Origin of the sequence: Pseudomonas sp. R19M (genome assembly GCF_050312585.1) — a bacterium.
Classification (GTDB): domain Bacteria; phylum Pseudomonadota; class Gammaproteobacteria; order Pseudomonadales; family Pseudomonadaceae; genus Aquipseudomonas; species Aquipseudomonas palleroniana.
In genome coordinates this window covers 26,229-45,830 of sequence record NZ_JBNPJV010000074.1, presented here as the reverse complement: position 1 = coordinate 45,830, position 19,602 = coordinate 26,229, and the positions used below count along the sequence as shown (strand labels likewise).

The 19,602-nt window shown below is 60.7% G+C and carries 21 protein-coding genes; 9 read left to right on the top strand and 12 right to left on the bottom strand.

Annotated features, from left to right (window positions below; translation table 11 throughout):
* On the bottom strand, nucleotides 1-894 hold the full coding sequence (locus ACQRBT_RS15910; RefSeq protein ID WP_017134867.1) for a LysR family transcriptional regulator: 894 nt from the start codon (nucleotides 892-894) through the stop codon (nucleotides 1-3).
* Between the two features lie 294 nt (nucleotides 895-1,188).
* Between ACQRBT_RS15910 and speB the strand changes: the two genes are divergently transcribed.
* The 4 genes from speB to ACQRBT_RS15890 are packed head-to-tail and all read left to right on the top strand — an operon-like array spanning nucleotide 1,189 to nucleotide 5,512.
* Nucleotides 1,189-2,139: an agmatinase gene (gene speB / locus ACQRBT_RS15905; protein WP_104994461.1), complete on the top strand. Its 951-nt coding sequence runs from the start codon at nucleotides 1,189-1,191 to the stop codon at nucleotides 2,137-2,139.
* Nucleotides 2,139-2,561: a YybH family protein gene (locus ACQRBT_RS15900; protein WP_411985170.1), complete on the top strand. Its 423-nt coding sequence runs from the start codon at nucleotides 2,139-2,141 to the stop codon at nucleotides 2,559-2,561. The genes speB and ACQRBT_RS15900 overlap by 1 nt, the downstream gene beginning before the upstream one ends.
* A gap of 21 nt (nucleotides 2,562-2,582) precedes the next feature.
* A complete protein-coding gene (locus tag ACQRBT_RS15895; RefSeq protein ID WP_412047142.1) occupies nucleotides 2,583-4,106 on the top strand; it encodes a purine-cytosine permease family protein in 1,524 nt (507 codons plus the stop codon).
* A gap of 23 nt (nucleotides 4,107-4,129) precedes the next feature.
* Nucleotides 4,130-5,512: a sodium:solute symporter gene (locus ACQRBT_RS15890; protein ID WP_060756111.1), complete on the top strand. Its 1,383-nt coding sequence runs from the start codon at nucleotides 4,130-4,132 to the stop codon at nucleotides 5,510-5,512.
* Nucleotides 5,513-5,749: 237 nt separating this feature from the next.
* Here ACQRBT_RS15890 and ACQRBT_RS15885 read toward each other — a convergent pair whose 3' ends face one another.
* Nucleotides 5,750-5,872 (bottom strand): PA1414 family protein, encoded by a 123-nt coding sequence (locus tag ACQRBT_RS15885; protein WP_003193089.1) that lies wholly within the window; start codon nucleotides 5,870-5,872, stop codon nucleotides 5,750-5,752.
* A 143-nt stretch (nucleotides 5,873-6,015) separates the two neighbouring features.
* Complete coding sequence (gene ptrR / locus ACQRBT_RS15880; protein ID WP_060756112.1) at nucleotides 6,016-6,909, bottom strand: putrescine utilization regulator PtrR; 894 nt, start codon at nucleotides 6,907-6,909, stop codon at nucleotides 6,016-6,018.
* 104 nt (nucleotides 6,910-7,013) lie between these two features.
* On the opposite strand from ptrR, the gene ACQRBT_RS15875 reads away from it, so the two are divergent.
* A complete protein-coding gene (locus tag ACQRBT_RS15875; RefSeq protein ID WP_412047141.1) occupies nucleotides 7,014-8,213 on the top strand; it encodes an MFS transporter in 1,200 nt (399 codons plus the stop codon).
* Here the strand turns inward: ACQRBT_RS15875 and ACQRBT_RS15870 are convergent.
* From ACQRBT_RS15870 to ACQRBT_RS15860, 3 genes are all read right to left on the bottom strand, one after another.
* On the bottom strand, nucleotides 8,125-9,567 hold the full coding sequence (locus ACQRBT_RS15870) for an NCS1 family nucleobase:cation symporter-1 (protein WP_412047140.1): 1,443 nt from the start codon (nucleotides 9,565-9,567) through the stop codon (nucleotides 8,125-8,127). The two genes, ACQRBT_RS15875 and ACQRBT_RS15870, sit on opposite strands and share 89 nt — an antisense overlap.
* A 198-nt stretch (nucleotides 9,568-9,765) precedes the next feature.
* The gene (locus ACQRBT_RS15865; protein WP_090369427.1) at nucleotides 9,766-10,164 is read right to left on the bottom strand and encodes a DUF2177 family protein; all 399 of its coding nucleotides are present in this window, start codon (nucleotides 10,162-10,164) and stop codon (nucleotides 9,766-9,768) included.
* A 52-nt stretch (nucleotides 10,165-10,216) separates the two neighbouring features.
* Nucleotides 10,217-11,053, bottom strand: a complete 837-nt coding sequence (locus tag ACQRBT_RS15860; RefSeq protein ID WP_060756116.1) for a CvfB family protein — start codon at nucleotides 11,051-11,053, stop codon at nucleotides 10,217-10,219.
* 323 nt (nucleotides 11,054-11,376) lie between these two features.
* Here ACQRBT_RS15860 and ACQRBT_RS15855 point away from each other — a divergent pair, with 323 nt between their 5' ends.
* The 3 genes from ACQRBT_RS15855 to ACQRBT_RS15845 all read left to right on the top strand — a co-directional run bounded on the left by ACQRBT_RS15855 (nucleotide 11,377) and on the right by ACQRBT_RS15845 (nucleotide 13,408).
* Nucleotides 11,377-11,556 carry a hypothetical protein gene (locus tag ACQRBT_RS15855; RefSeq protein WP_003193095.1) on the top strand — a complete coding sequence of 60 codons (180 nt, stop codon included), beginning with the start codon at nucleotides 11,377-11,379 and terminating at the stop codon, nucleotides 11,554-11,556.
* A 197-nt stretch (nucleotides 11,557-11,753) separates the two neighbouring features.
* On the top strand, nucleotides 11,754-12,476 hold the full coding sequence (locus ACQRBT_RS15850; protein WP_126870729.1) for a TorF family putative porin: 723 nt from the start codon (nucleotides 11,754-11,756) through the stop codon (nucleotides 12,474-12,476).
* Between the two features lie 65 nt (nucleotides 12,477-12,541).
* Nucleotides 12,542-13,408: a DUF6279 family lipoprotein gene (locus ACQRBT_RS15845; RefSeq protein ID WP_090369423.1), complete on the top strand. Its 867-nt coding sequence runs from the start codon at nucleotides 12,542-12,544 to the stop codon at nucleotides 13,406-13,408.
* Here the strand turns inward: ACQRBT_RS15845 and copD are convergent.
* The 5 genes from copD to ACQRBT_RS15820 all read right to left on the bottom strand — a co-directional run bounded on the left by copD (nucleotide 13,405) and on the right by ACQRBT_RS15820 (nucleotide 17,738).
* Nucleotides 13,405-14,259: a copper homeostasis membrane protein CopD gene (gene copD / locus ACQRBT_RS15840; protein ID WP_412047139.1), complete on the bottom strand. Its 855-nt coding sequence runs from the start codon at nucleotides 14,257-14,259 to the stop codon at nucleotides 13,405-13,407. The two genes, ACQRBT_RS15845 and copD, sit on opposite strands and share 4 nt — an antisense overlap.
* Entirely contained in the window at nucleotides 14,256-14,642 is a 387-nt protein-coding gene (copC, locus tag ACQRBT_RS15835) for a copper homeostasis periplasmic binding protein CopC (protein ID WP_412047138.1), read from the bottom strand. Before copC ends, copD begins: the two co-directional genes overlap by 4 nt.
* Nucleotides 14,643-14,691: 49 nt before the next feature.
* Nucleotides 14,692-15,432 (bottom strand): copper resistance protein B, encoded by a 741-nt coding sequence (locus ACQRBT_RS15830; protein WP_412047156.1) that lies wholly within the window; start codon nucleotides 15,430-15,432, stop codon nucleotides 14,692-14,694.
* Nucleotides 15,433-15,517: 85 nt separating this feature from the next.
* Nucleotides 15,518-17,224 carry a copper resistance system multicopper oxidase gene (locus ACQRBT_RS15825; protein WP_412047137.1) on the bottom strand — a complete coding sequence of 569 codons (1,707 nt, stop codon included), beginning with the start codon at nucleotides 17,222-17,224 and terminating at the stop codon, nucleotides 15,518-15,520.
* A gap of 124 nt (nucleotides 17,225-17,348) precedes the next feature.
* Nucleotides 17,349-17,738, bottom strand: coding sequence for a hypothetical protein (locus ACQRBT_RS15820; protein ID WP_060756122.1), 390 nt, complete (start codon nucleotides 17,736-17,738; stop codon nucleotides 17,349-17,351).
* Between the two features lie 154 nt (nucleotides 17,739-17,892).
* On the opposite strand from ACQRBT_RS15820, the gene ACQRBT_RS15815 reads away from it, so the two are divergent.
* Nucleotides 17,893-18,168: a hypothetical protein gene (locus tag ACQRBT_RS15815; protein ID WP_412047136.1), complete on the top strand. Its 276-nt coding sequence runs from the start codon at nucleotides 17,893-17,895 to the stop codon at nucleotides 18,166-18,168.
* A gap of 49 nt (nucleotides 18,169-18,217) precedes the next feature.
* On the opposite strand, the gene ACQRBT_RS15810 is transcribed toward ACQRBT_RS15815, so the two are convergent.
* A complete protein-coding gene (locus ACQRBT_RS15810; RefSeq protein WP_104996174.1) occupies nucleotides 18,218-19,564 on the bottom strand; it encodes a DEAD/DEAH box helicase in 1,347 nt (448 codons plus the stop codon).
* Between the last annotated feature and the right edge of the window lie 38 nt (nucleotides 19,565-19,602).

Here is a 19,602-nt window from a genome sequence, read left to right as displayed (position 1 = left end):
TCAGGCCTGGTTGAGCTGGGCTTTGAGCAAGTCGCGGAACGTCTGGATCAACGGCTCGCGGCTGCGGCCCCGACGCATGATCATGGAGAACGGCGCCTGGTAGCCGAAGGTCGCCGGCAGCAACACGCGCAGGTCGCCCTTGTCGGCCCAGGCCTGGGCATAGTGCTCGGGCAGGTAGCCGATGTAAGCACCGGACAGCACCAGGATCAGCTGCGCCTCCATACTTTCCACCGTGGCGGCGCTGTGCTTGAAGCCATGGCGCGCCAGTTCCGCCTGGCTCCAGTAGCCGCGGCCGACCATGCGTTGCTGGGTGATCACTTGTTCGGGGATGCGCCGCTCGTTGAACAGCGGGTGCCGCGTGCTGCAATACAACCAGTGCTGCTCGCGATACAGCGGCATGTAGATCAACCCGCTCATGCGGTTGGAAAAAGCGCCGATGGCCAGGTCCAGGCGATTGTCCTGCACCCCCAGTTGCAATTCGTACGGGCTCATCACCGACAGATGCAAATGCACCGCCGGGTGTTCCAGGCTGTAGGCGCCGATCACTTCGGCAAATGGCAACGCCTTGTCGCTGACAGTGGAATCGAGCACGCCCAGCTTGAGGGTGCCGCGCAACTCGCCTTTCAACGCGGCGGCGTATTGCTCGAAACCTTCGAGTTCACCGAGCAGGCGCAGGGTTTCCTGATGGAACAACTCGCCCTTGCTGGTCAGGCTGAACCCGCCCCGCCCGCGATGGCACAGCACCAGGCCCAACGCCGACTCCAGTTGGCTCATGTAGGTGCTGATGGCTGACGTCGACAGGTTGAGTTCGTGCTGAGCATTGGCGAAGCCCTGGTGGCGCACCACGCTGACGAAGATGCGCAGCAGTTTCAAGTCGGGCAAGGCGTTGGCCATGGGCTCTCCACAGTGTTCAGTTGGCTTGTAGTGAGCGGGCTTGCCCCGCGCTGAGGGGCGAAGCCGCCCCAAATAAGGACGCTGCGGTGTGTCAGAAAGACCTGAGGTGTCAGGGTTTGGGGCGGCTTCGCCCCCCAGCGCGGGGCAAGCCCGCTCACTACAACCCAGAGAGTTTAACCGCTGGGGATTAGTTTAGAAAAACCTGAACTAAGTATTTGCCCCTGCCGATTCTTCCCGCCACGGGCTTTTCGCAGAATCGACCGCTAATAAACAAAACAACGATGAGGCACTCCCGTGGACAAGATTTTCCACCAACCACTGGGCGGCAACGAAATGCCGCGCTTCGCCGGCATCGCCACCATGATGCGCCTGCCCCACCTGCAAACGGCCCAGGGCCTGGACGCCGCCTTTATCGGCGTGCCCCTGGATATCGGCACTTCACTGCGTGCCGGCACACGCTTCGGGCCGCGTGAAATCCGCGCCGAATCGGTGATGATCCGCCCCTACAACATGGCCACCGGTGCCGCCCCATTCGACTCGCTGTCGGTGGCCGATATCGGCGACGTGGCGATCAACACGTTCAACCTGCTCGACGCCGTGCGCATCATCGAAGAAGCCTACGACGAGATTCTTGACCACGACGTGATCCCGCTGACCCTGGGCGGTGACCACACCATCACCTTGCCGATCCTGCGCGCGATCCACAAAAAACACGGCAAGGTCGGCCTGGTGCACATCGATGCCCATGCTGACGTCAACGACCACATGTTCGGTGAGAAAATCGCCCACGGCACCACCTTCCGCCGCGCCGTCGAAGAAGGCTTGCTCGATTGCGACCGTGTGGTGCAGATCGGCCTGCGCGCCCAGGGCTACACCGCCGAAGACTTTAACTGGAGCCGCAAACAGGGCTTTCGCGTGGTCCAGGCCGAAGAATGCTGGCACCACTCCCTCGCCCCCTTGATGGCCGAAGTACGTGAAAAAGTCGGCGGTGGCCCGGTGTACCTGAGCTTTGATATCGACGGCATCGACCCGGCGTGGGCGCCCGGTACCGGCACCCCGGAAATCGGCGGGCTGACCACCATCCAGGCGATCGAGATCATCCGCGGCTGCCAGGGCCTGGACCTGATTGGTTGCGACCTGGTGGAAGTTTCGCCACCGTACGACACCACCGGCAACACCTCGCTGCTGGGCGCCAACTTGCTGTACGAGATGCTCTGCGTACTGCCTGGCGTGGCGCATCGCTGATGAGCGCGCAAGCCGTGCTGAAAGCTGCCGCCGACCTGGTGTCGGCGTTTGCCCGCAATGACCGCGCCGCTTATTTCGACGCGTTCACGGCCGATGCCACCTTTGTGTTCTACACCCTCCCCGAGCCGCTGCTCAGCCGCGACGCCTACCAGGCGTTGTGGGACAGCTGGCGCCAGGATGAGGGGTTTGAGGTGCTGTCCTGCACCTCAAGCAACGCCACCGTCAGCCTGCAAGGTGACGTGGCGATATTGATTCATGACGTGGCCACCGAGCTGCGCATGAACGGGGAGCAATTCAATAGCCAGGAACGCGAAACCATTGTCTTCAGACGGCAACGGTTGCGCGCAGAACAACAAGAGGGCCTGTGGCTGGCCTGTCACGAACATTTATCCGCTATGCCGGAAGGGCTGCCGCCCCATTAGCCAATGTGATCGGAGCTGATCATGAATAATAAAAACAACGATAAAAGTATTCGAAAAATAGAAACCAACGGGGTCGAACAGATCCCGGACCACGAACGTACCGCCAGCCCCAAGGATCTGTTCCGCCTGATCTTCGGCGGTGCCAATACCTTTGCCACCGCCGTGCTGGGCTCATTTCCCGTGCTGTTCGGCCTGTCGTTCCAGGCCGGCGCCTGGGCGATCGTACTGGGCGTGCTGGTGGGCGCGTTGATCCTGGCCCCCATGGGCCTGTTCGGGCCGATCAATGGCACCAACAACGCGGTGTCTTCCGGTGCGCACTTCGGCGTGCACGGGCGGATTGTCGGCTCATTTCTGTCGCTGCTGACCGCGATTGCCTTCTTCTCACTCTCGGTGTGGAGTTCGGGTGATGCCTTGGTCGGTGGTGCGAAACGTCTGATTGGCCTGCCGGAAACCGATCTGACCCTAGGTTTGGCCTATGGCCTGTTCGCCCTCCTGGTGCTCACAGTGTGCATCTACGGCTTTCGCTTCATGCTGTGGGTCAACCGTATCGCCGTATGGGCGGCGAGCCTGTTGTTCCTGCTGGGGATCTTCGCGTTTGCGCCGGCCTTCGACAGCCAGTTCGCCGGCACTGTAGCGCTGGGTCAGCCGGGTTTCTGGGCGGCGTTTATCGGCGCCGCATTAGTGGCCATGAGCAATCCGATTTCCTTCGGGGCGTTCCTGGGTGACTGGTCGCGCTATATCCCGCGTGAAACACCGAAAGGTCGAATCATGCTGGCGGTGGTCCTCGCGCAAATCGCCACTTTGATCCCGTTCCTGTTCGGCCTGGCCACCGCGACCATCGTGGCGATCAAGGCGCCGGACTACATCGCGGCCAACAATTATGTCGGCGGCCTGCTGGCGGTGGCGCCGAGCTGGTTCTTCCTGCCGGTGTGCCTGATCGCGGTGATCGGCGGCATGTCCACCGGCACCACCTCGCTGTATGGCACCGGGCTGGACATGTCCAGCGTGTTCCCACGCCTGCTGTCGCGGGTCAAGGCCACATTGCTGATTGGGGTGATGTCGATAGCCTTCATCTTTATCGGACGTTTCGCCGCCAACCTGGTGCAAAGCGTCTCGACCTTCGCCGTGCTGATCATCACCTGCACCACGCCGTGGATGGTGATGATGATCATCGGCCTGATCGTACGCCGGGGCTTCTACTGCCCGGACGATCTGCAAGTGTTTACCCGTGGTGAGACCGGCGGTCGCTACTGGTTCAACCATGGCTGGAACTGGCGCGGGCTCGGGGCCTGGATCCCGAGTGCACTGGTGGGCCTGTGCTTCGTCAACCTGCCGGGGCAGTTTGTCGGGCCGCTGGGCAACCTGGCGGATGGCATCGACATCAGCCTGCCGGTGACCTTGGGGCTGGCCTCGGTGGTGTACCTGACCTTGCTGCGGCTGTTTCCCGAGCCGGCCTCGGTTTATGGGCCGGCTGTCGTGGCGAGGGAGCGTTCACCCTCACCACCGCATGTTCCCTCGCCACAGCAAGCGCCTTCAGCACAATAAAAAATAATCGGAGAACCGCCGTCATGGCTTTGGATTTATTCGTCGTACTCATCTACGCCGCCGGCATGCTCGTGCTCGGCTACTACGGCATGCGCCGCGCCAAGACCCACGAGGACTATCTGGTGGCTGGCCGCAACCTGGGGCCGTCGCTGTACATGGGCACCATGGCCGCCACCGTACTGGGCGGTGCATCTACGGTCGGCACCGTGCGCCTGGGTTATGTGCATGGTATTTCCGGTTTCTGGCTGTGCGCCGCGCTGGGCGCCGGGATCATCGCGCTGAACCTGTTCCTGGCCAAGCCGCTGCTGAAGCTGAAAATCTTCACCGTCACCCAGGTTCTGGAAAAACGCTACAACCCCATGGCCCGTCAAGCGAGTGCGGTGATCATGCTGGCCTATGCCTTGATGATCGGCGTGACCTCGATCCTGGCCATTGGTACCGTACTGCAAGTGCTGTTCGGCCTGCCGTTCTGGGTCTCGGTGCTGCTGGGCGGTGGCGTGGTGGTGGTGTACTCGACCATCGGCGGCATGTGGTCGCTGACCCTCACCGATATCGTGCAGTTCGTGATCAAGACCGTCGGCCTGATGTTCATCCTGCTCCCCATCTGCCTGTACCGCGTCGGCGGTTGGGATGAGCTGGTCGCCAAGCTGCCGGCATCGAACTTCAGCTTCACCGAAATCGGCTGGGACACGATCATCACCTACTTCATGATCTACTTTTTCGGCATCCTGATTGGCCAGGACATCTGGCAGCGAGTGTTCACCGCCCGCGATGAAAAGGTCGCCAAGTACGCAGGCACTTTCGCCGGTTTCTACTGCATCCTCTACGGTCTGGCCTGCGCGCTGATCGGCATGGCGGCGCATGTGCTGCTCCCCAATCTGGACAACGTCAACAACGCCTTCGCCGCCATCGTCAAAGCCTCGCTGCCGGATGGCATCCGCGGCCTGGTGATCGCTGCGGCCCTGGCCGCGATGATGTCCACCGCCAGCGCCGGCTTACTGGCGGCCTCCACGGTATTGACCGAAGACCTGCTGCCGCGCTTGCGTGGCGGCAAACCATCGAGCCTGGCGGTCAACCGCCTGTTCACCATGCTCACCGGCATTGCCGTACTGGGCATCGCACTGGTGGTCAACGATGTGATCAGCGCGTTGACCCTGGCCTACAACCTGTTGGTGGGTGGCATGCTGATCCCACTGATCGGTGCGATCTTCTGGAAGCGGGCAACCACCTCAGGCGCGATCACCTCCATGACCCTGGGCTTTGTGACGGCGCTGGTATTCATGATCAAGGATGGGTTGGACGCGAATACGCCGATCTACTACAGCCTGGCGATTGGGCTGGTGAGCTTCGTGGTGGTGAGTATGTTGTCGCGCAGCCCCCAGGCATCGGTAGCCCGGGCGGTTTGAGGCGCAACAGGATTTAAAGCGGTTGCTTCAGCGGGTGCGACGTCGGGTGTCGCGCCCGTTTTTTTGGGGGCTACTGCCAAGCCTTCTCAAACAGATCGCCGCAGGTCTTGCATTCGGAACACGATAATAAAAAACGCGGCCGCGTAAGGCATAAGGAGCACGGAAGGCACTCCGAAGAGAACCCACGCCCTCAACGCCCGCATGATCACGGCCACGATCACGTGAGCGCCTCAGGGCTTACCTGCGACGGGGACGGCGTTGCTCATCATCCGTACGAATAGGCACCGGTTGCAGCGGCGGCTCGATCAAGCCGAGTGCCACGCCGAGGTCATGGAGCCAGTTCTGAATTTTCTCTTTCATGGTGGTGCCCCCCTTTGAGGGTAATGCGGGTCGGCGCTAATTCTGTCGCCGCTTCCTACAGATAGTAGCCTTAAGTCTTACGTATTGCTTGTACGAAAACACAACGAACTATTACTGAATTCATCTAAATCCTGACGGATCGCTCAAGCGATCGCGCGCGTGTCTTGCAGGATCTCGGCTCTGCCTGCCTGCTGCAGGTCAATCCATGCATTGAGGTTAGCGCCGAGCATCCCCTTTCGCCACATGAGCCAGGTAGTCGCAGTGGCAAAAGGCCCGGTCAGGGGATGAACGGACACACCGTCCTTGCCCGGAAGGCTGTCGAGCATGGATTCAGACATCAATGCCACACCGGAACCGGCAATCACGCAGGCGAGCATGCCTTGATAAGACTCGATCTCGATCGCCCGGCCCATGGCCACACGGTCGTGGGAAAACCAGGTTTCAAGGCGTGCGCGGTAAGCACAACTGCGGCGGAAGGTGAATACCGAGCGGCCCGCCACATCCTGGGGGCCGCGCACGGGTGGGTGATCGGCTTCGCAGATCAACACCAGCCGTTCTTCGCACAAGGGCACACCATCAAGGGTAGCGATGGTGATGGGGCCGTCCACCAGCGCCGCGTCCAGGCGACCGGCGATCAGACCCTCCAAAAGCTCACCGCTGGGCGCCGATTGCACCTGCAGGTTCACCATCGGGTAGGCCTTGTGGTAACGCGCCAACAACTTCGGCAAATGAATCGCTGCAGTGCTGTACATACTGCCCAGCACAAAATCGCCGGCCGGTTGCCCGCCCTGCACAGCGCCGTGAGCTTCGTCGTGCAGCGCCAGCAGACGGGTGCTGTAGTCCAGTAACACTTTGCCCGCCGGAGAAAGCTGCAAACGCTGGCGCTCGCGCACGAACAACTCAACACCGAGCTGCTCTTCCATCTGCTTGAGGCGTGTCGACAGGTTCGACGGCACTCGGTGCAAGCGTTCGGCCGCACGGGTGATGGAACCCTCCTCCGCCACGGCCTGGAAAATACGCAATTGACTGAACTCCACGCCTTTCTCCAAAACTGAACAAGTTACTCAATATTATTCATTTTTACAGAAAGTAAACTCGATTTAGCCTGAAGGTCAATCGCTGCCTTGCAGGAAACCTGAACATGTCCCCCCTGATCCGCTTACTCGCCAGCTTTATCGCCTTGATGATGGCCATGGGCATTGGCCGCTTCGCGCTGACCCCGCAGATGCCCCACCTGCTCAGTGAAGGCCAGGTCGACCTGACCGGCGCAGGGCTGATCGCGGCGGCCAATTACCTGGGCTACTTCGTGGGTGCAGTGGATTCGATCTTCGCCCGCAGCCATCACCACGTACGAGGTCGGATGTACGGCGGGCTGTGGCTTTGCGTGCTGCTGACCCTGGCGTCGTATTGGGCACAGGGCTTCTGGCCGCACCTGTTGCTGCGCTTTGGCACCGGCGTCGCCAGTGCCTGGGCGTTGGTGATGATCACCAGCTTGAGCCAGCCCCTGGCGATTGCCGCCGGGCGAGCACGCCTGGGCGCCTTGGTGTTTGCCGGCCCGGGGCTGGGCATTCTGCTGACCGGGCTGCTGGCATTGGGCTCGAACCGCCTGGGGCAAAGCTCGGCAACGCTGTGGCTGGTGTATGGCGTGGTGGCGCTGGTAATGCTGCTGGCGACCCTGCCGTTCCTGCCTCAACCGATCGCGCCAGTTGCCCACGTCCATCACACGGGTGGCAACGCCAGCATCGCGCATCTGTGCTGGATTTACTTCCTGTATGGCCTGGGCTACATCATTCCGGCGACCTTCCTGTCACAAATGGCCAGCGCGCAATTCAACGGCGCCTGGCAAGCCGATCTGTTCTGGCCATGCTTTGGCCTGGCTGCCGCGATGGGCGTGGTGATCGCCAGCCTGCGCCGCAAAGACCCGCACACCACCCGCCGCTGGCTGATGAGCACGTTATGGCTACAAGCAGCCGGGGTGTTCGCCTGCTTGCTGGGCAATGGCTGGGGCTTGGCGCTGGGCGTATTGCTGTGCGGTGCACCGTTCCTGGCTTGCATGCAGTTGGTGATGGCACGCTTGCGGGAAGTCGCCCCCCACGGCTACCAGCGCAGCACCGGGCTGTTGACCGCCAGCTTTGCCGTCGGGCAATTGAGCGGCCCGTTGCTGGCGTCGCTGAGCAGTCACTGGAGCGGCGGCCTGCAACCGGCCTTGGTGATTGCCGGCGGCGGCCTGATATTAGCGGGCGTAATACTGATCAACCGGCAACCAGCGGCGTCGGCGAGCGAACCTGCTCGCGCCGGGCAAGCACCAGGAAAAACAGCCCTCCCAGGAAACAGCCGGTAAACCAGGCAAAGTTGGCCATGCCCTGCAGCGCCGGCGTAAAGGTGATTGCAACCCCCACCAGCGTCGCGGGCACCAAGGCTTTGACCGCCGTCCAATTCACCCCGCCGTCGAAGTAGTAGCGCCCGCTCGGGCTGTCATCGAACAGAGCATCCACATCGATCTTCTGCTTTTTGACCAGGTAGAAGTCCACCAGCAGAATCCCGAACAACGGGCCAATGAACGCTGCGAGGACGTCCAGGGTGTAGTGGATCATCAGCGGGTTATTGAACAGGTTCCACGGGGTGATGAAGATCGATGCCACGGCGGCGATCATCCCCCCGGCCCGCCAGCTGATTTTGCTCGGTGCCACATTGGCAAAATCAAACGCCGGCGACACGAAATTGGCCACGATATTGATGCCGATGGTCGCGGTGACGAAAGCAAAGGCTCCCAGCAACACAGCCAGGCTGTTGTCGATGCGCGAGACGGTGGCGATCGGGTCGTGAAGCATTTCGCCAAATACCGGCAGCGTGCCCGAAACGATCACCACGGTGACCAGGGAAAATGCCAGGAAATTCACCGGCAGCCCCCAGAAATTACCGCGCCGTACGTCGCGCATGCTGCGGCAATAGCGGCTGAAATCACCAAAATTCAGTGTGGGGCCGGAGAAGTACGACACCACCAGCGCCGTCGCCACGATCACCTGACCGAAGGCTTGCCAGCCCGACAGGGATTTTTCCGCCAGGGTGAAACTGATATTCGCCCAGCCGGCCTTCCATACGATCCAACCGGCCAAGGCAAACATCACCGCGTACACCACCGGCCCAGCCCAGTCGATAAAGCGGCGGATCGACTCCATACCGGCCCAGAACACCGCGGCCTGCAACCCCCATAAACAGAGAAAGCCAAACCAGCCCAGATAGGACAACCCTGCAAAATGCGGCTCTGCGTAAACCGCCATCTGTGGGAAAAAGCGCAGCACCACGATGATCAAGGCACTCGACGCCAAGTACGTCTGAATGCCGTACCACGCTACAGCGATCAACCCACGAATCACCGCCGGAATATTCGCTCCGAACACACCAAACGCCAGCCGACAGATCACCGGATACGGCACGGCAGCCTGCTGGCTCGGCTTGGCCACCAAGTTGGCGATCAACTGCACGATGCAGATCCCGGCCAGCAAGGCGATCAACACCTGCCAACTGGCCAGGCCGAGCGCGAACAGGCTGGCGGCGAAGACATAGCCGCCCACGCTGTGCACATCACTCATCCAGAAGGCGAAGATGTTGTACCAGGTCCATTTTTGCGGCAAAGGCCCCAGGTCCTGGTTGTACAGGCGCGGGCTGTAGCCTTTGGGGTGTTGTTCGGTCATCGCTGGGCTCCTCGAAATACCGGCCAGCGCTGTCGTCGCAGCGTGCATACGTTAGGCGGCGCGGTTTGTATACGAGGCATTCAGCAGAATACGTGCCAATGGCACACAATCCCTCTGAATCAGCGTTCCACAGGGACTACAAAGGCTTTACAAGCAGGACGGGCGCTCAGCAACGGTGCATTAAAATCCTGTACACAATCAGTGTTGCACCCGATGTGCACACAGGTAGCCGGCAGCACAACAGACCGCCGTCAGAAAGGTGCCCCAGGCCATGTCCATCACCGCCAAACCGGCAGACCAGCCTTGCAGCGTGGCCCAGTTGCTCAAGTCATAAGTGCCGTAGGCCACCAGGCCGAGCAGCGCCCCCAGGCGTGCGGCGCGTTGCCAGCTGGCGCTTGGCAGCACGACCAATGCCACACAACCGGCGGCGTACAGGAGATAGAACAGCACCGCCGGCAGTAGGCGAGGTTGATCGAGCATCAGCGAGCCGAGCAGGGACTTATAGGTAGGGCCCATCAGGACGCCGAGCCAGAGGCCGTCGAGCAGCAGAAAGGCGAGCAAGGTGCCGAGGTAAGCGAAGAGTGTTTTGCGCATCATTTATGTAGCCTCTGTAGGCGCCGATGGGCGCCTACAGAAGAGCAAGCCGGGCTCAGCTTAGTTCAATGCGATCGGCATGAATCACAATCTGGCCTTGCTTGTAGAGCGCACCAATGGCCTTCTTGAAGTTGCCCTTGCTGACGCCGAACAAGTTGCTGATCAGCGCCGGGTCGCTTTTGTCGCTGACCGGCAAGGTGCCGTTGTTTTCGCGCAACTTGGCAAGGATCTTCGAATTGAGGCTGGACGCTGCTTCCTGGCCAACCGGCTGCAGGCTCAGGCTGATGTTGCCATCGGCACGGATCTCTTTGATAAAGCCTTTTTCCTGCTTGCCGGGGCGCAGGAACTTGAACACTTCGTTCTTGTGGATCAGGCCCCAGTGCTTGTTGTTGATGATCGCCTTGAAACCCATGTCGGTGGCTTCGGCCACCAGCAGGTCGACTTCCTGGCCTACCTGGTAGTTGGCCGGCGTTTTGTCCAGGTAACGATCCAGGCGTGCAGTGGCGGTGATGCGTTTGGTGTGCTTGTCGAGGTAGACATGCACTACGCAGTAATCACCGGCACTCAATTGGCGTTTTTCTTCCGAATACGGGAGCAACAGATCCTTGGGTAAGCCCCAGTCAAGGAATACACCAATGCTGTTGACTTCCACCACTTTCAAACTGGCAAATTCGCCCACTTGAACTTTCGGTTTTTCAGTCGTGGCAATAAGTTTGTCATCGCTGTCCAGATAAATGAAAACGTTAAGCCAGTCTTCATCTTCGCTGGGAATATCTTTGGGGATATACCGATTCGGCAAGAGGATTTCACCATCTTGCGCGCCATCCAGGTACAAACCGAAGTTAGTATGTTTAACCACTTGCAAACTGTTGTAGCGCCCGACTAAAGCCATGTCCAATACCCTCATTACGTCGGCGGCATTCTACCCGAGTTGCGCCTACCACGCGCGTGCGCCTGAAAAATCGCGGGCTGGCACGGGCTTCCAGCGGCGACGCCCCGCTCGTCTGATCAAACGCCTGAGTTTTTCCAGGGATGCGAAGCGCCGTATGCCCCGTGGTTTCGAGTTAAAACAGTAAGTTAGGCGATTATTTGATAGATAGACTTCGGCTATTTTCCGCCGCGCCAGTTATTCCCAGGGGATATTTGCCAAGCAATTGTCAAGTATTTCCTGTACGATGCCTGGCCAAGTTAATTTTCTACAGGTTAGTGGCCGCCATGCGCGTAAAAGCATCCAACAGCAAAGCAAAGCCAGCTCCCGCCGTTGAAACCAGCGAATCGATCAACAGCCAGATTGCAGCGTTTCTCAAGTCCGGTGGCGAAATCCAGCAAATTGCCAAGGGCGTAAGCGGCCAGACTTTCGGCCCGTCCAAGCAGATCAGCCTGGGCAAGAAATAACACCTGTCTACCCATCTGGTCCCTAAGCGTCTTGCCTTCAAGGCGCTAGGACTGGAGCCCGAAACACCTTCTCCATATTTGTGCCAATCGACGAACGGGGCTCACCGCCTGGCATTCGCCGGTATGCTTGCACACGTCTAGCACGGGCACTTGCCCGATTTCTCCGTTACGGCTCCTCGCTTTTTATGGAGTGAAGCGTGCTCAAACCCTGCATTGTATTGATCAGCATCCTGGTGGCGAGCCCACTGGCCGAGGCGCAGATTTTCCAGCGCGAACTGGGCGACTTCGATCTGAAATTAGGCACCACCCCCAGCCGCAGCATGGCCCAAGGCCTGGTCAAACCCACCTCGCCAGGCAGTGACTCGTTCCACGGTGGCCTGGACCTGAGCCATGACAGCGGCCTGTATTTCGGCCAGTTCTCCCCCAGCATGGGCTTGTCCTCCAGCAAAAACTTCGAAGTCGATTCCTACATGGGTTTCAAACGCCCCTTCGACCAGACCCTGGGCTACGAAGTCGGATTGATCCACTACAGCCATCCCAAGCTCAGCCCGCTCGACAGCCAGGAGTTGTATGGCGGCCTGAACCTGCTGGGCAACCGCTTCGGCGTGTCCTTGAGCAACGACCCGGACCGACAGGACAGCACCCTGTTCGCCGACCTCGGCGGCACGCAGCCCTTCGGCATCGGCGTCAGCATGAAGTACACCACGCATCAGTTGGGCAGCCCGGTCTCAGTGGAGGGAGGCTCGATCAGCAGCTTCAACGATTGGTCGGTACAGTTCTCGCGCGAATGGAAAGGCATCGACCTGGACCTGATCTACAGCGGCTCCAGCCTCAGCGGCAGCGACTGCTCGGCATATTCCGGACACAACTCGCAATGCGATGGTCTGTTGACCTTGAAGGCTGCGCGGTCGTTTTATTAATCGGCTGAACTGTCGCGCCCGGCGTGGGTTCACATGCATGAACCCCACTGCGCAAGGACCTGCCCATGCTGCGTCGGCTCAAACTTCTGGTGATACTGCTGAGCCTGAGCCTGATACTGGCCGGCTGCAATCGCGTAGGCCTGGCCTACCGCAATCTCGATGTGATCATCCCCTGGACCCTCAGTGACTACCTGGAAATGAACGCCGGGCAGAAGAGTTGGTTCAACGACACACTCAAGCAACACCTGGCCTGGCACTGCACCACGCAATTGCCCGGCTACCTGGATTGGCTCGACCGCCTGCAACAGATGGTCGACGACAACAAGGTCAGCGACGCCGCTCTGCAATCGCGTACCCTGGAGGCCAAGCAGGCGATCGCCGAGATTGCCCGGCAAATCACCCCGTCAGCGGTCGAGCTGTTACAAGGCCTGGATGATCAGCAAGTCAAGGACATGCAGGACGCCTTTGCCAAGGACCTGAAAAAACGCCAGGACGAATACCTCAAGCCACCGCTGGAGCGGCAGATCAAGGAGCGCGCCGAGCGTATGAGCAAACGCCTGGACGCCTGGATCGGCCCGTTGAGCACCAGCCAGCAGAACCGCGTGACAGCCTGGTCCATCGCATTGGGCCCGCAGAACCAAGCCTGGATCGACAACCGCGCGCGCTGGCAGGCGCAATTTATCGAGGCCCTGCAACAACGCCGCAACGCCGACTTCCCGCAGAAGATCGAGCAATTGCTGGTGAACCGCGAAAGCCTGTGGACCCCGCAGTACCGCACCGCCTATACACAAACAGAAGCGGCAGCGCGCAGCCTGATCGTCGACCTGATGGCCGAAAGCAGCGTGCAACAACGTCAGAAGCTCACCCAGAAAATCGACAAGGTGCGCGCCGATTTCCAAGCGCTCAAATGCCTGAAGAGCACGCAGCCCTAGGTCGGCGCCAGCGTCCCGAGCCAAGCCACCAACGCCAGGATCGCCAGCACCGCCGCAAATTCCAGGGCGATGCTGCGGCGTAAGGCTGTACACGCGGCGACGTGGTCGCCCTGCGCCAGCGAACGCTGGAGCAACGGCGTCAGATGGGAACGATTGAGCGTCGCCAGCCCCAGCATCAGGCCGAACAATCCCAACTTGAAACACAACAGGATCGCGTAAACGCCACCCGTGATGCCATCCAGGTTCGGCCCGACCACAAACAGATAGTTCGCCACGCCCGTGGCAATCAGCACCGCGACGAATGCCACACCCACGCGCTCGAAGCCCGCCAAGGTGTGTGCCAATACCTGCACCGCCGGCGCGGACCTGCGCATCAGCAATAAACCGAACGCCGCCAATGCCCCGACCCAGCCCGCCGCCGCCAACAGGTGAGCACTGTCACTGAGCAGATGCCACACCCCAAGCGCGCCCTCATGCATCACGCCATGCCCGGTCCACGCCAGCGTCACCAATGCCAGGCCACCGAACCAAGTGGCCAAGCGGGTGCTGAGCACCAACCAGAACAGCGCAACAATCCGTAGCCACCAGCTCCAGCCCAGTTCGGTCTGCCAGAGCATCATCTGCAGGTGTGGCCACAGCGTCGACCAATCCTCGGCACCGCTCATGGCCTGGGTCATCGACAACAGCGACGCCACCGAAAGCAGCACCCCCAGGCTCGCCAACCCCCGCAGCAACCACTTCAGATCCAGCGGCCGGCTATCGGCATACAGGCCAAACAGCCCCAGGCCAAACACCAGCATCAGGTCCAGATAAAGAGCAAAGCGCAGAACAACCGGAAGCAGTTCACTCATGGCTGGACGCTGAACACCACGTTGCCGAGGATCGGGTGGGTGTCGGCCGACACGGCACGCCAGTCGACCCTATAGGTACCGGTCGCCAGTGTAGAGGCCGGCTTGATCAGCATCACTTTGGGGTCGGCACTGGCCGCGACACTGGCTTTTACCGGCATCGGCGAATTCGGCATACCGGGCATATCGGTCATGGTCAGCTTGGCGCCGGAAAACTGCGTCAGCAGGTTCTCCGAAAAACGCAGCTCGATCACGGCCGGTGGCGCCCCCTTGGCCCCCTCAACCGGGGTCGACGACAACAGTTTCGGATGGGCCGAGGCCGCCAGGCTGGCGATCAGTCCCGCCCACAGCACAGCGCCCGCCAGGGTGGTTTTCAACATTGACATGCAAGGCTCCAGGCCGCTCGTGGCGGCGAGTTATAGAAAGAGTAAAGCGTCAGAACCACAGGCGTACGCCCACCACCCAGCGCACCTGACGGGTGTCTGCGCCGTCATCCCGTGCGTATTGCGCAGTCTGGCCGTAGCTGCGGCTCCAGGTGACACCCACGTAGGGCGCCCATTCGCGGCGGACTTCATAACGCAGCCTCAAGCCCAGCTCACTCTGCGCAAGGCCAGAACCGATGCCGCGCTGCGGATCGTTACGGCCATAGAAATTGAGTTCGGCGGTGGGCTGCAGGATCAGCCGGTTGGTCAGCAGGAGGTCGTAGTCGCCTTCCAATCGGGCTGCGGTACGCCCCGCCTCGCCGACAAACACCGTGGCTTCAGCTTCAAAGTTGTACAGCGCCATGCCCTGTGTACCAAACGCTGCCCAGGTTTGCCCGTCCCCCGGCTTGAAGTCCTGGCGCACACCGCCCACCAGATCCCACCATGGGCTGATGGCATGCCCCCACAGCACCTGGGCTTCGGCGTTTTCAGTACGACCGGCACTGCGCTCGCCTTCACTGCGCAACCACAGGCGGTCGATGTCGCCACCGACCCAACCCTTGATATCCCAGTTCAGCGCACCCTCGCCGTCGCCGTCTTGCCATTCCAACTGGTTGATCAGCAATAGTGAGTTGATCGCACTGTCGTGAACCTTGTGCCCACCGGGAGCGTTGTACACCGCGGCGCGATCAGCGTCGGTCAAGGTCGGGATCGGCGTGCGGCTCTCGCTGAGCGCGGGTATCGCCGGGCTCATGCCTTGAAACTCATCCGCCAGGGTCAGCGGGCTGAACGCCAACCCGATGAACGCCCATAAAACATGCCGGCTTATGCTCGCTTGCTCATTCATGCACGCGCACCTCGCGGAACATGCCCATTTCCATGTGATACAGCAGGTGGCAGTGATAGGCCCATCGCCCCAGCGCATCAGCGGTTACGCGGTAGCTGCGCCGGGAACCCGGCGGCATGTCGACGGTATGTTTGCGTACCTGGAACTGGCCGTTTTCGTCTTCCAGGTCACTCCACAGGCCATGCAGGTGAATGGGATGGCTCATCATGGTGTCGTTGACCAACACCAATCGGACCCGCTCGCCATAAGTCAATTGCAAAGGCTCGGCATCGGAAAACTTCACCCCATTGAACGACCAGGCGAACTTCTCCATATGCCCGGTGAGGTGCAATTCAAGGGTGCGGCTGGGGTCGCGGCCGTCAGGATCCTCGAAGGTACTGCGCAGGTCAGCGTAAGTCAGAACACGCCGGCCGTTGTTGCGCAGGCCGATGCCGGGGTCATCGAGCTTGGGGACCGGGTTCATGGCTTGCATATCCACCAACGGGTTGTCCTGCTCGCTGGCGGGATGGGCCTGCATCGGCATCGCACTGTGGTCCATGCCTTCCATACCCGGCATATCCGCCATGGCTCCGTGATCCATACCGCCCATGCCCATATCGCCCATGGTGATCCAGGGGCGCGGATCCAACTCGGGGACTGAGGCAATCGCCCCGGGCTGACAAGCCAGGGTGCCGCGGGCGTAGCCGCTGCGGTCCATCGATTGGGCAAACAGCGTATAGGCTGGCGCCGTCGGCTCGACCAGCACGTCGAAAGTCTCCGCCACGGCAATGCGGAACTCGTCGACACTCACCGGCTGCACCGGCTGGCCATCAGCGGCAATCACGGTCATCTTCAGCCCCGGGATGCGCACATCGAAATAGCTCATCGCCGATCCGTTGATAAAGCGCAGCCGAATCGTTTCCCCCGCCTGAAACACGCCAGTCCAATTGCGTCCGGGAGGCTGGCCGTTGAGCAGATAGGTGTAGGTCTGGCCACTGACGTCGGCCAGGTCCGTAGGGTTCATCTTCATCTGTGCCCACATCAAGCGATCGTCGACGGTCGCTGACCAGCCCTGCTTGCCCACATCCCGTACAAAATCGCCCACGGTCGGCTTGTGCCGGTTGTAGTAATCCGACTGTTTCTTGAGGGTTTTCATCAGCGCAACGGGGTCTTCATCGGTCCAGTCCGACAGCATCACCACGTAATCGCGCTGGTAGCTGAACGTCTCGGGCACCTTGGGATCGATCACCAGCGGGCCATACACCCCCCTTTGCTCCTGGAACCCGGAATGACTGTGGTACCAGTACGTGCCGTGCTGCCTGACCGTGAACCGATAGACAAACACGCCACCCGGTTCGATGCCCTGGAAGCTCAGGCCCGGCACACCATCCATGTTCGACGGCAGGAGAATGCCGTGCCAGTGGATCGACGTCGGCTCAGCCAGGCGGTTTTTTACGCGCAGGGTCACGGTGTCGCCCTCGCGCCAGCGCAACAGCGGGCCGGGCAGGCTGCCGTTGATCGTCAGCGCGGTGCGATCGCGGCCTGTGAGGTTGACCGGGGACTGATCGATAAACAGATCAAATTGCGTGCCCGCGAGCACGCTGGGCTGGTCGGGGCTGGTCAACGCCCAGACCGGGGTGCGCCAGAGCCCGAGGCCGCCCAGCAAGCCGCCGGCGGCCAGGCCTTTGACGAATGTTCGTCGGGTGGTTTTGGAGTGCATGCCAATTCAATTCCATACGTTGAATGGCAGCAGATTAGGCACGCACGGCTGTCAGCCACCTTAGCGGCAGATTACCGATCTGACAGTTTCGCCCGACACCCCACAGCGGCGCGGGCGTTGGGCATCAGGCGATTTGAGCCTTGGACGCAACGGTGGCAAAGGTTGCCGGGTCCAGTGCATCAGGCTGCTCGTCGAGTACCTGGCGCGGATGGTCATTGCCCGGGATCGAACTGTCGATCAACGCCAGCAACTGCGCACCGAGCGCGGTCAGGATAAAGTTCTCGCCATTGCCGCCCTCTTCCTCCGGGCGCGACTCAATAAAACCACGCTTGAACAGCAGTGCCTCGTAGTCCGCGGCGGTCCTTTTCAGCGCATCCAGATTGCCGGTAGGCTCACCCGCCGTCGCCTTCTCGGCCGCCTCCTGCTCGGCGTATTTGCGTGGGGCGAAGCTACCTTCGCCGTTCTGTACTTCATGCAGCAGACGTTCGATCAGATCCCAGTTGTAAGTCGTCATCCTGATTCCTCCCGCAGGCCGATGGAAAGTAGCCCGTCAAAAGGTGTGACAGGCCACGTCAGCGGCCGTTCAGCTGAGTAGACAGGCGTCATTTCTATGAACTTTCCACGCCCCCGTCACCTCCACTGAACATCACTGCCAAGGAGGTCCGACCATGAATGCCCTGATAAAACTGGCGATTGCCGCCACGCTGCTGTCCGCCCTGCCCGCCTGGGCCTGCACTCCCGAAGAGGCCACCGCCAAGCGCGAACAACTGGCCCGGGAAGTCACCCAGCTGACACAGCAAAACCCGGCCAAGGCCGAGCAAATCAACGCCGAGCTGAAGAAAATGGACGTGGACACCACCGCGGCCGACTTGCCCGACAAGTGCCAACTGATCGATCAACGCCTCAAGGATCTGGAAGAGGCCACCGCCAAAAGCAAAAACTGAGGCCATAAAAAAACCGGACAATGTCCGGTTTTTTCATTTCACCCCTGCCTTACTCGGCAGCTGGTGCTTCTGGCTTGCGGCGCTTGAGCGGGGCCATGCCGTCCTTGCTGACGAGCGACAGGTTGTCGGTCTTCGGCCGGTTGGCGATCCTGCGCTTGGTCGGCGACTTGGCGCCGGTCTTCTTCTTGTCGCCCTTGGCGTCGGTTTTTTTCTTCTTCACACCGACAGCCTTGCCCGACGCCTTGACCTTCTTCGGACCGGTGTAGGTGCCTTTGACTTCCTTGATGGTACGACGCTCGAACGACTGCTTCAGATAGCGTTCAATGCTCGACATCAGGTTCCAGTCGCCGTGGCAGATCAGCGAGATCGCCAAGCCATCGTTACCGGCACGGCCGGTACGGCCGATACGGTGCACGTACTCGTCGCCGCTGCGGGGCATGTCGAAGTTGATCACCAGGTCCAGGCCGTCGACGTCCAGGCCACGGGCGGCAACGTCGGTGGCCACGAGGATTTTCACGCCGCCGGCCTTGAGACGGTCGATGGCCAGTTTGCGGTCCTTCTGGTCTTTCTCGCCGTGCAGCACGAACGCCTTGTATTCCTGGGCCACCAGGCGGCCATAGATACGGTCGGCGGCAGCACGGGTGTTGGTGAACACGATGGCCTTCTGATAGGTCTCGTTGGCCAGCAGCCAGTTGAGGATCTGCTCTTTGTGCACATTGTGGTCGGCGGTGACGATCTGCTGACGCGTGGTCGCGTTCAGGTCGCTGACGTTGTTGACCTGCAGGTGCTCAGGGTTTTTCAACACCTGGGCGACCATGTCGCGCAGGGTCGAGCCTCCGGTGGTGGCGGAAAACAGCATGGTCTGCTGGCGATTGACGCACTCGCCCACCAGGCGCTGCACATCATCGGCAAAGCCCATGTCGAGCATGCGGTCGGCTTCGTCGAGCACCAGCACTTCGACTTCCTTGAGGTCGAGGTTGCCGGCGTTGAGTTGTTCGATCATGCGGCCTGGGGTGCCGATCAGGATGTCCGGCACCTTGCGCAGCATGGCGGCCTGGACCTTGAAGTCTTCGCCGCCGGTAATGATGCCGGACTTGATGAAGGTGAATTGCGAGAAACGTTCCACTTCCTTCAAGGTCTGCTGGGCCAGCTCACGGGTCGGCAGCAGGATCAGGGTCTTGATACTGACGCGAACTTTGGCCGGGCCGATCAGGCGGTTCAGTACCGGCAGGACGAAAGCGGCGGTCTTGCCGCTGCCGGTTTGAGCCGTCACCCGCAGGTCACGCCCTTCGAGCGCGAGCGGGATGGCCGCTGCTTGCACCGGCGTAGGCTCGACAAATTTAAGCTCGGCCACGGCTTTGAGCAGGCGTTCGTGCAGGGCGAATTGGGAAAACACGGGTGCTACCTCGAAGAAATACAAAATATCAGCTGCAT

What these genes read in the sequence shown, in the direction of transcription:
- ACQRBT_RS15910 (WP_017134867.1), bottom strand. Translation starts at nt 894, where the DNA reads ATGGCCAACGCCTTGCCCGACTTGAAACTGCTGCGCATCTTCGTCAGC.
- ACQRBT_RS15900 (WP_411985170.1), top strand. Translation starts at nt 2,139, where the DNA reads ATGAGCGCGCAAGCCGTGCTGAAAGCTGCCGCCGACCTGGTGTCGGCG.
- ACQRBT_RS15895 (WP_412047142.1), top strand. Translation starts at nt 2,583, where the DNA reads ATGAATAATAAAAACAACGATAAAAGTATTCGAAAAATAGAAACCAAC.
- ACQRBT_RS15890 (WP_060756111.1), top strand. Translation starts at nt 4,130, where the DNA reads ATGGCTTTGGATTTATTCGTCGTACTCATCTACGCCGCCGGCATGCTC.
- ACQRBT_RS15885 (WP_003193089.1), bottom strand. Translation starts at nt 5,872, where the DNA reads ATGAAAGAGAAAATTCAGAACTGGCTCCATGACCTCGGCGTGGCACTC.
- ACQRBT_RS15875 (WP_412047141.1), top strand. Translation starts at nt 7,014, where the DNA reads ATGTCCCCCCTGATCCGCTTACTCGCCAGCTTTATCGCCTTGATGATG.
- ACQRBT_RS15870 (WP_412047140.1), bottom strand. Translation starts at nt 9,567, where the DNA reads ATGACCGAACAACACCCCAAAGGCTACAGCCCGCGCCTGTACAACCAG.
- ACQRBT_RS15865 (WP_090369427.1), bottom strand. Translation starts at nt 10,164, where the DNA reads ATGATGCGCAAAACACTCTTCGCTTACCTCGGCACCTTGCTCGCCTTT.
- ACQRBT_RS15860 (WP_060756116.1), bottom strand. Translation starts at nt 11,053, where the DNA reads ATGGCTTTAGTCGGGCGCTACAACAGTTTGCAAGTGGTTAAACATACT.
- ACQRBT_RS15855 (WP_003193095.1), top strand. Translation starts at nt 11,377, where the DNA reads ATGCGCGTAAAAGCATCCAACAGCAAAGCAAAGCCAGCTCCCGCCGTT.
- ACQRBT_RS15845 (WP_090369423.1), top strand. Translation starts at nt 12,542, where the DNA reads ATGCTGCGTCGGCTCAAACTTCTGGTGATACTGCTGAGCCTGAGCCTG.
- copD (WP_412047139.1), bottom strand. Translation starts at nt 14,259, where the DNA reads ATGAGTGAACTGCTTCCGGTTGTTCTGCGCTTTGCTCTTTATCTGGAC.
- copC (WP_412047138.1), bottom strand. Translation starts at nt 14,642, where the DNA reads ATGTCAATGTTGAAAACCACCCTGGCGGGCGCTGTGCTGTGGGCGGGA.
- ACQRBT_RS15830 (WP_412047156.1), bottom strand. Translation starts at nt 15,432, where the DNA reads ATGAGCCCGGCGATACCCGCGCTCAGCGAGAGCCGCACGCCGATCCCG.
- ACQRBT_RS15825 (WP_412047137.1), bottom strand. Translation starts at nt 17,224, where the DNA reads ATGCACTCCAAAACCACCCGACGAACATTCGTCAAAGGCCTGGCCGCC.
- ACQRBT_RS15820 (WP_060756122.1), bottom strand. Translation starts at nt 17,738, where the DNA reads ATGACGACTTACAACTGGGATCTGATCGAACGTCTGCTGCATGAAGTA.
- ACQRBT_RS15815 (WP_412047136.1), top strand. Translation starts at nt 17,893, where the DNA reads ATGAATGCCCTGATAAAACTGGCGATTGCCGCCACGCTGCTGTCCGCC.